The following is a 14,348-nucleotide window of genomic DNA, read 5'->3' on the forward strand; positions in this document are numbered from 1 at the left end:
GGGGCATGGGGCATGGGTCATGGGGCATGGGTCATGGGGCATGGGGCGTGGGGCATGGGGCATCGGGCATGGGGCATCGGGCATGGGGCATGGGGCATCGGGCATGGGGCATTAAAACTTACAAATAACCAATAACAAATAACAAATAACAAATAACCAATAACCAATAACCAATAACCAATAACCAATAACAACTGACTTCTTCCTTAATCTAAAATCTGTTATGTTAAATAGATAAGTCTGCCCGATCGCCCTCTTGGGACAGACGTTTTGATTAAATAGTGGCTTTCAACTCTAAATTCTAATTCTGATTAAATATCTGTGCGCGTTAACCTCACCGATCGGCAACAATACATCCTTTGGGCAACGGTTCGCCACTACATAGCTACAGCGGAACCCGTTGGCTCAAAAGCTTTGGCTGACGAATTCAACCTCAGCGTCAGCCCAGCTACAATTCGCAATGCGATGGGGACTCTTGAAAAAGCTGGACTGCTTTATCAGCCCCACACTTCGGCAGGACGAGTCCCCTCTGACTCCGGCTACCGAATTTATGTAGATCAGTTGATTCAGCCGTCTGATACGCTGGCCCGCAAGGTGGAACAGGTACTAGACCAACTCAATTGGTCGGACGGTCGCATGGACGCGGCACTCCGTGGCGCTGCTCAAATCCTGGCAACAATCAGCGGTTACATTGCCATGATCACCATACCGCAAACCAATATGGCTTGCTTGCGTCACTTGCAACTGGTGCAGCTAGAGCCGGGAAAGGTGATGCTGATCGTGGTGACGGATGCCTACGAAACTCAGTCGGTGTTGGTGCAGTTGCCGAGGGACGCAGAAGGTAACACGCCTGATGTCGAAATCGTCGATCGCCAGTTGCAGATTTTGTCGAATTTTTTGAACAGCAAGTTGCGGGGACGATCGCTCTCGGAAATCTCGGCTGTAGACTGGAGCGAGTTAGACCGGGACTTTGAGCTGTACGCTGAGTGGATGGGAACCATGCTGACTGCTTTGAGCAGCCGCCAAAGCAATCCAACCTACACGCGGATTCTGATCGGCGGTTTAGCAGAAGCGCTGCGCTTGCCTGAGTTTTCGCAGTTGCAGCAAGTTCAAACCCTGGTGCAATTGCTCGAACAAGAGCAGGAACTGCTTTGGCCTTTGATTTTTGAATCGCCTGAGTTAGACACCCCCGGCAAGCGGGTAACGGTGCGTATTGGTTCGGAAAATTCCTTGGAACCAATTCGCGGTTGTACTCTGATTTCTTCGACTTACCGCCGGGGATCGGTGCCGGTGGGTAGTGTTGGGGTTTTGGGGCCGACGCGGATGGTTTACGAAAATGCGATCGCGGTGGTGGAAGCTGCGGCGGATTATTTGTCAGAAGCTATTGGCGGAAATCGAGTGAGTTTTCCTGATGGCGATCGAGGGCGATCGGATAATCCGTTGTTAGATGCACCCTAATTTGATAGCCCCAAGCTTAACTGGCTTGGGGTTTTATTGTCTGTGGATGTACTCGCAACCTTTAAAAACCGGGTTTGGTGACAAAAAAACTAGGCTTTTATCCCACATTCCACACCCTGGGGTGTCATACAGCATAATTACGCAGAAAACTATATCTTCTAAGTAACAAATTATGCTTTTAAAAAGCTTTTTATCCGTTAATCTACGGTATTATAGTATGATTTAAAGTTTTATTGCTAAATCAAAATAAGTAAAAACCGATAGTGACAGTTGAGGGTGCGGAATATGGGTTTGATACTCTTTTTGGGGCAAGAAACTAAAGCTTCGCGGTTGACAAGAGAGTTTCGTAAACAACCCGGTTTCTGTGTCCATGAGCGGCTCGGAAAGTGGCAGGAGTGGCGGGCGATCGACTTTCCAGCGATCGCGAGAAAGAGATGGCGATGGTGAGCGATCGGGCATTCACAGAAAGTAATCGCGGAGCGTTAGTCGAACGGCGGGTTTAGCAGCCCAACTGACGAGTTTTGTTGCCAACCGGGTGAGCTGCTAAACCCGCTCTAGGGATAGCGGCTACGACCAATGAATAGATGAGCCGCGTACCCCAGGAGCGTCGATTCCCAAGGCAGCAGAAGGTCAAAATATTAAGACATTTTAGAGAGTTCGTCAAAAACAACTAAAAAAGATTAGTGTGGATAGGAAAGCAATATTTCTTTTGGGAATAGCCCGGGTTAGACAATTGCAAATAACTTGCAGTGAATTTGGCTTGATTGCCACTCCATAAAAAATTTAACCGCTGAGTTAAGATCGAAACGAAATTTAGGGAATTTTCTTTTAGCATTCAATGAAATCGACTGATAAAACTAAGAATACCTTTGCGATCACAACGCCTCTGTATTATGTAAACGATTTACCTCACGTTGGCAGCGCTTATACGACTATGGCTGCGGATGCCCTAGCCCGATTTGAGCGGCTGCGGGGCAAATCTGTTTTGCTGGTTACGGGGACGGACGAACACGGGCAGAAAATTCAGCGGACAGCCGAGAGTTTGGGACGATCGCCCCAAGCTCACTGCGATTCAGTGGTTCCGGCGTTTGAGGCGCTGTGGGAGCAACTCTCTATCCAGTACGATCGCTTCATCCGCACAACTTCGCGGCGCCACGAGTACATTGTCAAAGAATTTTTCCAGCGCGTCTGGAACTCCGGCGACATCTACTTGAACCAGCAACAAGGCTGGTACTGCGTCTCGTGTGAAGAATTTAAGGATGAACGGGAATTGTTGCCGGGAAATCGGTGTTCTGTCCACACCAGCAAGGAAGTTGAGTGGCGCGACGAGGAAAATTACTTTTTCCGTCTGTCGCGGTATCAAGACCAACTGCTGGCATTGTACGCAGAACGTCCAGACTTCATCGCGCCGGAAAGCCGCCGCAACGAAGTGCTCAGTTTCGTCAACTCTGGACTGCAAGACTTTTCCATTTCTAGAGTGAATCTCGCATGGGGTCTGCCAATGCCAGTTGACCCCAGTCACAGCATCTACGTCTGGTTTGACGCTTTGCTGGGATACGTCACCGCCTTGCTAGATCCGGACAGCGACCCGATTTTGGAGAATGCTTTATCTAAATGGTGGCCGGTTGACTTGCACTTGATCGGCAAAGATATTCTTCGCTTCCACGCAGTTTACTGGCCGGCAATGCTGATGTCAGCGAATCTGCAGGTGCCGGGTCGCGTCTTCGCACACGGGTTTTTGACCAAAGACGGCAAAAAAATGGGGAAAACGGAGGGTAATACTTTAAACCCTGTCGAATTGGTCAACAAATACGGTGCTGATGCAGTACGTTACTATTTCCTCAAAGAAATTGAGTTCGGAGAGGACGGCGATTTTAACGAAACTCGGTTTATCAATATATTGAATGCTGAGCTAGCAAATGATTTGGGAAATTTGCTTAACCGCACGTTAAACATGGCTCGCAAATATTGCGGTGCCTGCGTACCAAATGTGTTGGGAGAAAACATTGAGGGCGACAACCTTCTCAAGGCTATGAGCCTGGATTTGGGCGATCGAGTAGCGGGTTTTTACGAAGAGTTGGCTTTTAGCAAGGCTTGCGAAGCCGTGCTTGCATTAGTGCGAGCCGGGAACAAGTTTATTGACGTGCAAGCACCTTGGAGTTTGTACAAGCAGGGACAGATCGAAAGTGTCGAACAGGTGCTATATTCTGTTCTGGAATCTGTTAGACTAGCATCTTACCTTTTGTCGCCGATTATTCCCAATATCAGCAACGCTATCTATCAACAGCTAGGTTTTTCAATTGACTTTAACGATCGAGTTACAGTTAACAGTTTAGCGAATTTTGCAGCTCATGCTGCCTGGGGCGCTTTGCCGGCAAACCAAACTCTGGGGGAACCCCAACCTGTTTTTAAGCGGCTCGAACTGCTGTAAACAGTACCTTCATAGTTGGCAGCCAGCGCTCTGGGTGTTATGACAGACTACGAATTAGCAGTTATTTCCTTACCAATCTTTCATAAAAATCGAGGCATAACAATCATGTTGAATAGAATAGAAAGCAACGACCTTTTTACGCCGGAACAGGTACTAGAAAATCGTGGTAGAGTGGCAATTTTTATTGACGGTTCTAACCTTTTTTACGCGGCTTTGCAGTTAGGAATTGAGATTGATTATACTAAGCTGCTGTGCCGTTTAACTGCGGGATCGCGGCTGCTGCGCTCTTTCTTCTACACGGGTGTCGATCGCACTAACGAGAAACAGCAGGGGTTTTTGCTGTGGATGCGCCGCAACGGCTACCGGGTGATTTCTAAGGATTTGGTACAGTTGCCAGATGGTTCTAAAAAGGCGAATTTGGATGTAGAAATCGCTGTGGATATGATGGCTTTAGTGGGGTCTTACGACACGGCGGTTCTGGTCAGCGGTGACGGCGATTTGGCTTATGCTGTGGATGCTGTGAGCTATCGCGGTGTGCGGGTTGAGGTGGTGAGTTTGCGATCGATGACGAGCGACAGTTTGATTAATGTAGCCGATCGCTATATCGATTTGGAAATGATTAAGGACGACATCCAAAAAACATCGCGCCCTAATTATGCTTACCGCCCTTTGTCGGGTCTGAGCTTGATGGAGGAACACGACGACAGATAGGGATTTGGTAATGGGTAATGGGTAACGGGTAATGGGTGATGGTTAATGGGTTGAATCCTTGAGAATTAAAAGTTAAAAATTTAGACCAAACATGACACATTTTTAATTTTTGATTAAGTGTTTTTCAAGAGCCAATTATTAATTACCAATTACCAATTCCCAATTCCCAATAACCAATGATTCATCTAAAATCCCAAATTCCCAATATGAAATCCTCAAAAATAGTGCTACTATTTTTACCAGCACTGATTTTGGGGATTGATGCTTGTGCGGTTCCGCAAGAAACTCAAAAGAACAAATTAGCGGAGGATCTCAAAACCGCTCAACAGTCAAACAGCACTTTAACTTTGAACAAAGTAACCCTAGAACAAGCAAACGAAAAGGGCGAGACGTTCTGGAAAGTAAACTCGCAAAATGCCGTTTACAGCAAAGACAAAAAGATAGTTAACGTTCAGAAACCAGTGGGCAAATTGTTTCAGGACGGCAAAGAAATTTACGACATTCAGGGAGAAACCGGGCAGGTATTTCAGGAAGGAAATCAGGTTTTTCTCAAAGGTAACATAGTCGCTAAAGACCTGAAAAATGGAGTGGTATTGCGGGGAAATGAGTTGGAGTGGCGGCCGAAGGAAGATGTTTTAGTTGTCCGCAATAATTTGACTGGAGAGAACAAACAGGTGACGGCTTCAGCGAAGGAAGCGCGGGTTTTCAGCAGGGCTAAGAGAATGGAGTTATTCGGTTCTGTGGTGGCGAATGTTAAAGATCCGGTTTTGCAATTGCGAACCGAGCACTTAGTGTGGTTTGTGGATCAACAAAAGGTAAACAGCGCCAAACCGACTCAAATTGACAGATACAAAGATAAAATAGTCACAGACAGCGGTTTTGCCGACCAAGTAGATGTAGACTTAAAAACCAAGATTGCGACGCTGACAAAAAACGCTCAGTTGATGCCATCAGACCCGCCGCTGCAAATAGAAAGCAGTTTGATGAGTTGGAATTTTCCGGCGCAATCGGTGATATCGCCCGGGCCTGTGAAGGTTTTTCACCGCATGGAAAAGGTGACGATGACTGGCGATACGGGGCGGGGAGATTTAGAGAAAAAAGTTTTTTATTTGACGGGAAATGTGGTAGGAATTGGGGAAAAACGTCAAGCTCAATTAAATACCGATCGCGTAACGTGGTATTTAACTAACCAGACGTTCGATGCGGAAGGAAATGTGGTATACCGGCAGCTAAATCCGGTGTTTAATTTGACAGGGCCGAGGGCGGCGGGAGAGTTGAAAAATCAAACTGTGATTGTCAAAGGCGACGGTGGCGGCGGTCAAGTAGTTACGGAATTTGTACCGGATGAGTACAAGGGAACTTTGGGACAGTAGATGGGATTGCGATCGCAGATGTCGGCAGATTAACGCAGATGAACGCAGATATAATTAAGATTGGATTGAGTAAGGAGGGGTTGGGATGACGACAACTTTAGAAAAGTTAGAAGGGCTTGATGAACCTATCTTAATTGACGAGCTGAGTTGGAGAGAGTTTAAAGTGGTTGAACAGTTGCTCTCACGCCCAGGGGTGAGATTATCGTTTTTAGATGGGGTGTTGGAGATTAGACGTATGCCTGGAGAAAAACATGAAACGATTAAAGAACGAATTGGTTCTTTACTAGATATTTATCTGCTTCAAATGGGAATTGATTATCAGCCTACTGGTTCGATGACGCTGGAAAGTCCATCGGGGCTGGTGAAGCGAGAAGCTGATAAATCCTATAAATTGGGAGCTAACCGAGAATTTCCTGATTTGGCGGTGGAAGTGGTGGTGACTAGCGGCGGTATTAACAAGTTGGAAGCTTACACACGCCTGGAAATTCCTGAAGTTTGGTTTTGGGAAAATGGCGCACTTCGTATGTATTCGTTGGGGGCTGATGGATATACAGAGGTCGATCGCTCTCAAGTTCTGCCAGACTTAGATATTGTATTATTGGCGCGGTGTATTAATATTGAAAATCACCTTCAGGCAATGCGGGAATTCAGGCAAGCTATTCAATAGAATTTGATTGTGAAATTAATTTTGTAATAATGATTTCTGCCTTTTCTTAAACCTTTTAGTTACTAAGGACTAAAGTTCCTGAATACAACACATCCCAACGGGCAGCATACACTGCAATAGCGGAGCGAAGTCGATCGTCCGAGACAGTAGTAAGTAAAAATACTTCGCGGGGTGACAACGCCTGTGAAACCTTGATTGTAAAAGCATTAAAGCCCCTGAACCTCAAAAAAGATAGGGGATTATTGACAGGCTTATTGACTCATAAGATTGTCCAAGCTAGCCTTGAAACTGATTCAAGGGATCTCGCCACTCTCTTTTATTGACTCACGCCTGGGAAGATATTTTCGCTTGGTCAATTAACTCAAAACCCTGACGCAGCTTTGCTTTTAACCTGCTTGTCTCCCCGTCAAAGTGTTGAGTTTAGGGTTGCTTTAGGCACTATGCACGATCGACTATTAAGTTATTGTGCATCTAGGTTGCCATTTCCTCTATTTGAGAATCCTTGTGGGACGGGCCAGAGAGCCCCTTGAAAAAAAAGCGCAATTTAGCTGGCGTAAGCTTAAGAGTTACGCATAGAACCCCCAAACCCTTTTTCCAAGAGGGCTTTCAAGTTCCCCCTTTTTTAGGGCAGCACGGGGAAGCTGGGTTTCAGACCCTATAGTTCGTAAGTCCTGACTATAATTGTATGCTTAGATCACTTATTATTGAGGTCAAGACCTACAAGTCAATGAAGGTGTACTCAATATCCGTGAAATCTGCAGGTAGGCTTACACTGCAACCCCAAGCAAAATATAGCATTTGACATTTATGGAGATTTCGTCTCAAATGGGGGATCTGTTTTTTTTCATGAATTTGCAAACTGTATCAGTATTAGCCGCTCATTTGGGCCCGGTTATTCAACAATAAGATATCATTAAACCAATTGGCGTTCAAGAGAGACGGAATCAATAATTTCCCTAGAGCTGACTTTAAATGACCAAGGGTGAGCGACTGTTGTTATTGAAATAATCCAAATACTAAAATGACTCCGCCATGACACTAATCGCAAGTGAGAATGAACTTGCAAAAAGCCCTCAAAAAATCCCGCTGCGCCTCGTCTTAGTCGTACCATTCGTCCTGCAAATCTTCGCTGCTGTGGGGCTGACAGGTTGGCTCTCGCTACGCAACGGCAAAACTGCCGTCAACAATGTTACTAGCCAATTACGAACGGAGGTAGTCGCCCGCATCAATCAACAATTAAACACTTACTTGGAAACGCCCCATTTGATCAATGCCATCAGCGTCGATGCCATTGGCCGCTTTGGGTTGTGGAATCCAGACAATATGGGTTCTATGAGAAGCTACTTCTACTGGCAGCTCAAGCAATTTTCCACTGTTAGTTACATCAGTTTTGGAGGGGAAAAAAAAGAATACGCGGGTGCTGGATATAAGGATGATGGCAGTGTGGTTATTGAAATAACCGATCGATCTACTAATTTTCTCAATACGATCGTCAAGGTAGATAGAGAGGGCAACCCGACTCAGTTTAAGGAGACCCACCCAGACTACGATCCCCGCATTCGACCCTGGTATCAAGCTGCAAAAGTTGCCGGCAAACCCCAGTGGAATAAAATTTATCAATATTTTATTCAACCTAGCCTAGGAATCTCCGCTAGTCAGCCTGTTTACGATAAAAATGGCATTTTTAGAGGAGTTGTAAGTACCGATCTGTTTCTCTCAAAAATCGGCGACTTTCTCCAAACTTTAAAAATTGGTAAATCGGGCAAGACTTTCATCATCGAACGCTCTGGCTTGCTAGTGGCTTCTTCCACCGCCGAGAAGCCATTTATCAACAGCAAAAATCGCCAAAAAACGCAAAGATTAAAAGCGATTGAAAGCAGAGTACCTTTGATCAAGGGTACAGCGCAACATTTAATAGAACGCTTTGGTAACTTGACCGAAATTGACAGCAACCAGCAACTAGACTTCATGCTAGATGGTCAGCGGGAATTCGTGCAAGTATCCCCATTCCAAGATGGTCGAGGCCTTAATTGGCTGATTGTTGTAGTCGTTCCAGAAGCCGACTTTATGGAGGAAATCAATGCCAATACCCGTAGCACTATCCTACTCTGCGTTTTAGCGTTAGTGCTAGCGACGTTGTTAGGAATCCTCGCCTCCCGCTGGATTACCCATCCTATTTTTCTTTTGAGTAAAGCGAGTAGAGCGATCGCTAGTGGTCAATTAAACCAAAAAGTAGACGTAAATGGGATAAATGAACTGGGAGTTCTCGCTCAATCTTTTAACCAAATGGCACAGCAATTGCGCGAGTCTTTTGCTGCTTTAGAAAAGACCAACTCAGAGCTAGAAAATCGAGTAGAAGAACGAACAAGTGAGCTAAAAGAGGCAAAAATTGCCGCTGATACTGCTAACCATGCCAAGAGCGAATTCCTCGCCAACATGAGCCATGAACTCCGCACACCCTTGAACGGAATTCTAGGATACTCTCAAATTATGGAACGCGATAAAACTACCACTCCTAAACAAAAAGATGCTATCCACATTATTCACCAGTGTGGTTCGCACTTACTCACGCTGATTAACGATATTTTAGACATTTCTAAAATTGAAGCCAGTAAAATGGAACTTGACAGCTCAAGTTTTAATTTTTCTTCCTTTTTGATCGGGGTTGTGGAAATGTGTCGCATCCGAGCTGAACAAAAAGAAATTACCTTTAGTTATCAAGTATTAAATCAACTTCCTAACGCTGTATATGCTGATGAAAAACGACTGCGCCAAGTTTTGATTAACCTTTTGGGCAATGCTATTAAATTTACAGAAAAAGGAGGTGTTATTTTTAAGGTAGGCGTAATAGGTACGGGGGAAGACTCTGACCAATCACAACTTACTAAAATTCGTTTCCATATCCAAGATACGGGGATTGGAATGGCACCAGAACAGTTAGAAAAAATATTTTTACCGTTTGAACAAGTCGGAAATAGCCAGCAGAAGGCAGAAGGCACTGGGTTGGGATTAGCGATCGCACAGAAAATTGTTCAACTGATGGGAGGCGAAATAAAAGTCGAAAGTATACTCGGTCAAGGCAGCATTTTTTCTTTTGATTTAGAGTTGAATCCCTCATCTGAATTTATTACTCAACCTTCGCCAAATACTTCAATTAATTTAACAGGTTTTAAAGGCAATAAAAATAAAATTTTGTTAGTAGACGACCGATTAGAAAATAGAGGTTTTATTAGAAGCTTTTTAGAACCACTAGGTTTTAAAATCATGGAAGCTTGTAATGGACAAGAGGGTTTAAATAAAGCCATTGATTTTCAACCAGATATGATTATCACAGACTTAGTGATGCCAGTAATGGATGGATTTGAAATGTCGCGACGCTTCCGAAAGTCATCAGACTTTAAGGATGTAATATTGATAGCATCCAGCGCCAGCGTGTTTGAATTCGATCGCCAAAATAGCCAAGAAGCAGGTTGTAACGAGTTCCTGTCAAAGCCTATCCAAGTAGAAGAATTGCTAGAAGTATTAAAAAATTACTTACAAATAGAATGGATTTACGACCAACCTGCGGATTTGAAGATCGCACAGCAGGAAGGTTTCACTAATTTATTAAATGTTCAGAGTGGTGAGCTGGTGATACCGCCATCAACAGAGCTGGTAGCGCTGTTTAATGCAGCTCGGATTGGCGATATTGAAGTGGTTGAGCAGGAAGCCGATAGACTCAAGCAGATAGACGGCAACTATCTACCCTTTGCTAATAAAATCTTGCAATTTGCCAAAAATTTTGAAGAAAAAGAACTACTAGCTTTTGTAAAAAAACATTTGGGGGAATAAAATGCTCAACCAAAAAGACAATGTAATTTTAATTGTTGACGATAACCCGAATAACCTAAAACTTTTGTTCGATTTTTTGAAGGAGTCAGGCTTTAAGGTTTTAGTAGCTAAGGATGGGGAAAGTGCTATTGAGAAGTTACAAGAAGTTTCGCCAAATATCATATTGTTAGATGTGATGATGCCGGGGATAGATGGCTTTGAAACCTGCTACCGCTTAAAAGCATCGGTGGCAACGAAAGATATCCCTGTGATTTTTATGACAGCTCTTACGGATCGCGTGGATAAGGTTAAAGGTTTGTCAATGGGGGCAGTAGATTATATCACCAAACCCTTTCAGCAAGAGGAAGTCCTAGCCCGCGTGCAACTACACCTGAGACTGCGAAATTTGACCAAGACGCTGGAAGAGCAAAATGTGCTTCTCAAACAGGAAATTGAAGCGCGAAAAGAGGCGGAAGCGGCCTTGCAGAAACTCACTTTTGAGTTAGAGGAACGGGTGGCTTCTCAAACTGCTGAACTTACACAAGCTGTGAACGAGCTTCAACAGGCTCAAGTTCAGTTGTTGGAAAGAGAAGAAAAATTAGGACATTATGCTTTTCACGACGCGCTAACGGGTTTGCCTAACCGCGCTTGGTTTATGAATCGGCTGCAACAGGCGATCGACTTGTCGTACAGACGTGAAGATTATCTATATGCGGTATTATTTATTGACCTCGATCGCTTTAAAGTAGTGAATGATAGCCTCGGGCATTTGGTTGGGGATCAATTACTAAAAAGCGTTGCTCGTCAACTGCAAGTTTGTTTACGCCATACAGATGCAGTTGCGCGGTTTGGAGGAGATGAATTTGTGATATTGCTGGAAGATATTAAAGATATTGATGAACCAAGCAGGGTTGCTGAACGCATCCAAAATCAATTAAGGCAGCCGTTTAATTTGAATGATTATGAAGTATTTACCGAGATCAGCATGGGAATTATCCTTAGCACAATGGGTTACGATCGCCCAGAAGACGTGCTCAGAGATGCGGATATCGCAATGTATTATGCTAAAGCTCAAGGTAGAGGGCGTTACGAAGTTTTCGATCCAGCGATGCAAACTGTGGCGATGACGCGGTTGCAGTTGGAAAACGACTTGAGAAGGGCGATCGCGCTACAAGAATTTTGCGTTCACTACCAGCCAATTGTCTCCCTTTCTACGGGGCAACTGAGTGGCTTTGAAGCTTTGGTGCGATGGCATCACCCATCTGGCATCATCTACCCGCCTGCTGAGTTTATCCCTGTGGCTGAAGAAACTGGTTTGATCAATGAATTGGGGTGGTTTGTTTTGCAGGAAGCTTGTCACCAGATCAATATTTGGCAGCAACAGTTTCCCCAAACACCTCCCTTGGCGATTAATGTCAATCTTTCCCCCGTGCAGCTAAAGCAAGCAAACCTACTCAATCGAATTGAGGAGATTTTGCAGCAGACTGGCTTTCCCAGCTACCGTCTCAAACTAGAGATTACTGAAAGCTGCATTTTGGAAACAGTATCCAGGGAAGAAAAGATGTTGAAGCAGCTAAAAGCTCTAGGCCTTATGTTGTGTATCGATGACTTTGGCACGGGCTACTCTTCTTTAAGCCGCTTACACGAGTTTCCCATTGATACCTTAAAGATTGACCGCTCTTTTGTGAGCCGCATTGGGTTAGACAACAGCGGCGTAGAAATTATCCAGACAATTGTGACGCTGGCTCGCAGCCGAGGTATGGATATTGTGGCAGAAGGCATAGAAACGCCAACACAGCTACAGAAACTGCGAGAGTTGGGGTGTGAGTTGGGGCAAGGATATTTATTTTCTAAGCCTGTAGACAGCGAAAAGGCAACCGAATTATTAGGCTTAAAAGTAGGGCTAGCAAGCTGGCCTGACATCTAGTTTGCCTCGATAAATTTTATGAAACTCTTGTGGGACAGGGCAAAAAGCCTACTCTCATCATCATACGAACTCAATGTTAAGTAATTGTTTATACCATATTTAATTCCGGTTTTTTTTAGATTGAACTCGGCAACAAAAAAAAGTTAAAGGACTTTCGCACGGGGTGGGGCGGGTTTACGAGATTGTGTGTTTTAGGCAATTATGATCGGTGAACCCGCCCCTACAAATTTTTGACAATCGTGCAATATGTTTGACGCTTTCTACAACTGTCCGAAACCTTTTTTAGGCTTATCTTTTTTCTTTTTCTTCTTCTGCTGGGCACCCATATAGCCACGGGAACCGGGCTGCATTCCGGGGCCGCCCATTCCGGGCATTCCGGGCATTCCCGGCAATCCTCCCATTCCTGTAAAGTTGCCTTGACTCATTTGCTGCATCATTGTACGCATTTTCTGGAAATCGCTCACCAGCTTAGTTACGTCGTTTTCTGCGTAGCCGGCGCCTTTGCCAATGCGGCGGCGGCGGGATGGAGAACTTGCTAAAAGTTCGGGGTTGCGGCGTTCTTCAACTGTCATGGAATTGATCATGGCTTCGGTGCGTTTTAGCTGCACTTCTCCCTGCCGCATTTGTTCATCTGAAAGTTTGTTCATCCCCGGAATCATTTTCATGATGCCGCCGAGGGAACCCATATTTTTGAGCAGTCTCGTTTGCTTGAGAAAGTCGGTAAAGTCAAACTTTGCCGTGAGCATTTTCTCTTGCATTTTCTCGGCATCGGCGATGTCGAATTCTTCTTGCGCTTTTTCTACGAGGGTCAAGACATCGCCCATGCCGAGTATTCTCGATGCCATGCGATCGGGATAAAATGGTTGCAAGGCTTCCACTTTTTCGCCGACGCCGACAAATTTAATCGGCGCGCCGGATATTTGCCGCACGGATAAGGCTGCACCCCCGCGGCTGTCCCCATCTAATTTGGTTAAGATTGCGCCGGTAATGCCGATTTGTTCGTGAAAGGTACGGGTTAAATTTGCTGCTTCTTGGCCGGTCATGGCATCAACAACTAACAGCGTTTCGTGGGGTTGTACTGTTTGTTTGATGCGGCCCAATTCTGCCATCATGTCTTGGTCGATTTGCAGGCGGCCTGCTGTATCGACGATGATGGTATCAATGCCGATTTGTTTGCCGTGTTCGATGCCTTGGCGGGCAATTTCTACGGGGTCAATGTCTTTGCCTAATTCAAATACGGGTACGTCGATTTGTTTGCCAAGTGTGAGCAATTGGTCGATCGCGGCTGGTCGATATATGTCGGTTGCGACTAGCAGTGCGGTACGATTTTGTTTGCGGAGGTGGAGTGCTAGTTTGGCGGTAGCTGTGGTTTTCCCGGTTCCTTGCAAACCTGCCATCAGGATCACTGTGGGCCCGGATTCGGCGGTGGCGAGGGGTACGTTGGTTTCCCCCATGACGCGCACGAGTTCGTCGTGGACGATTTTAATGAATTGTTGGTCGGGACGGACGCCTGAAACGACTTCTGCGCCTTGTGCTTTTGCGGCTACCTCTCCGATGAAGTTTTTGACGACTTGGAGGTTGACATCGGCTTCCAGGAGGGCGCGGCGGACTTCTTTGAGCGCGTCTTGGATGTTGGACTCGGAGATTTTATTTTGTCCGCGCAGTTTTTTCCAGGTGGATTCGAGTCGATCGGCAAGGGCTTCAAACATAGGGCATTGTTGGCTAGTCAGTCTTTTTTATTTTAGGGCTAAATGGGGCTTTTTGGATTAATGTTTTGCTAATTTTTCAATAATCCTTTCAGGGCGGGCTAGGAGCAACGGCCCACAAGTAAATTATTCATGTGTTGTGGAACAGGCATCTTGCCTGTTCCTAAAACTGTTGCCCTAAAATTCATGTGTTGTGGAACAGGCATCTTGCCTGTTCCTAAAACTATTGCCCTAAAATTCATATATTGTGGAACAGGCATCTTGC

General features: G+C 45.3%; 9 protein-coding genes. 7 read left to right on the top strand and 2 right to left on the bottom strand.

Annotated elements, in window-relative coordinates:
• The first annotated feature begins 315 nt into the window (after positions 1 to 315).
• The 7 genes from hrcA (at position 316) to QUB10_RS23960 (ending at position 12,377) form a co-directional block, all read left to right on the top strand.
• Entirely contained in the window at positions 316 to 1,458 is a 1,143-nt protein-coding gene (gene hrcA, locus QUB10_RS23930; RefSeq protein ID WP_445300785.1) for a heat-inducible transcriptional repressor HrcA, read from the top strand.
• A gap of 838 nt (positions 1,459 to 2,296) precedes the next feature.
• Positions 2,297 to 3,889: a methionine--tRNA ligase gene (gene metG / locus QUB10_RS23935; protein ID WP_333205731.1), complete on the top strand. Its 1,593-nt coding sequence runs from the start codon at positions 2,297 to 2,299 to the stop codon at positions 3,887 to 3,889.
• A 105-nt stretch (positions 3,890 to 3,994) separates the two neighbouring features.
• Positions 3,995 to 4,600, top strand: a complete 606-nt coding sequence (locus tag QUB10_RS23940) for a LabA-like NYN domain-containing protein (RefSeq protein WP_006631885.1) — start codon at positions 3,995 to 3,997, stop codon at positions 4,598 to 4,600.
• 176 nt (positions 4,601 to 4,776) lie between these two features.
• Positions 4,777 to 5,973 (top strand): LPS export ABC transporter periplasmic protein LptC, encoded by a 1,197-nt coding sequence (gene lptC, locus QUB10_RS23945; RefSeq protein WP_333205732.1) that lies wholly within the window; start codon positions 4,777 to 4,779, stop codon positions 5,971 to 5,973.
• 85 nt (positions 5,974 to 6,058) lie between these two features.
• Positions 6,059 to 6,640 (top strand): Uma2 family endonuclease, encoded by a 582-nt coding sequence (locus QUB10_RS23950; protein WP_333205733.1) that lies wholly within the window; start codon positions 6,059 to 6,061, stop codon positions 6,638 to 6,640.
• A 1,032-nt stretch (positions 6,641 to 7,672) separates the two neighbouring features.
• Positions 7,673 to 10,471, top strand: coding sequence for an ATP-binding protein (locus QUB10_RS23955; protein WP_333205734.1), 2,799 nt, complete (start codon positions 7,673 to 7,675; stop codon positions 10,469 to 10,471).
• Between the two features lies 1 nt (position 10,472).
• Positions 10,473 to 12,377 (top strand): EAL domain-containing protein, encoded by a 1,905-nt coding sequence (locus tag QUB10_RS23960; RefSeq protein ID WP_333205735.1) that lies wholly within the window; start codon positions 10,473 to 10,475, stop codon positions 12,375 to 12,377.
• A gap of 260 nt (positions 12,378 to 12,637) precedes the next feature.
• Here the strand turns inward: QUB10_RS23960 and ffh are convergent, their stop codons facing one another.
• Positions 12,638 to 14,086: a signal recognition particle protein gene (gene ffh / locus QUB10_RS23965; protein WP_333035131.1), complete on the bottom strand. Its 1,449-nt coding sequence runs from the start codon at positions 14,084 to 14,086 to the stop codon at positions 12,638 to 12,640.
• Positions 14,087 to 14,184: 98 nt separating this feature from the next.
• Positions 14,185 to 14,343, bottom strand: a complete 159-nt coding sequence (locus QUB10_RS23970; RefSeq protein WP_333205736.1) for a hypothetical protein — start codon at positions 14,341 to 14,343, stop codon at positions 14,185 to 14,187.
• Positions 14,344 to 14,348: the final 5 nt, after the last annotated feature.

Source organism: Microcoleus sp. B5-D4 (genome assembly GCF_036705145.1).
In the GTDB taxonomy this organism is placed as follows: domain Bacteria; phylum Cyanobacteriota; class Cyanobacteriia; order Cyanobacteriales; family Microcoleaceae; genus Microcoleus.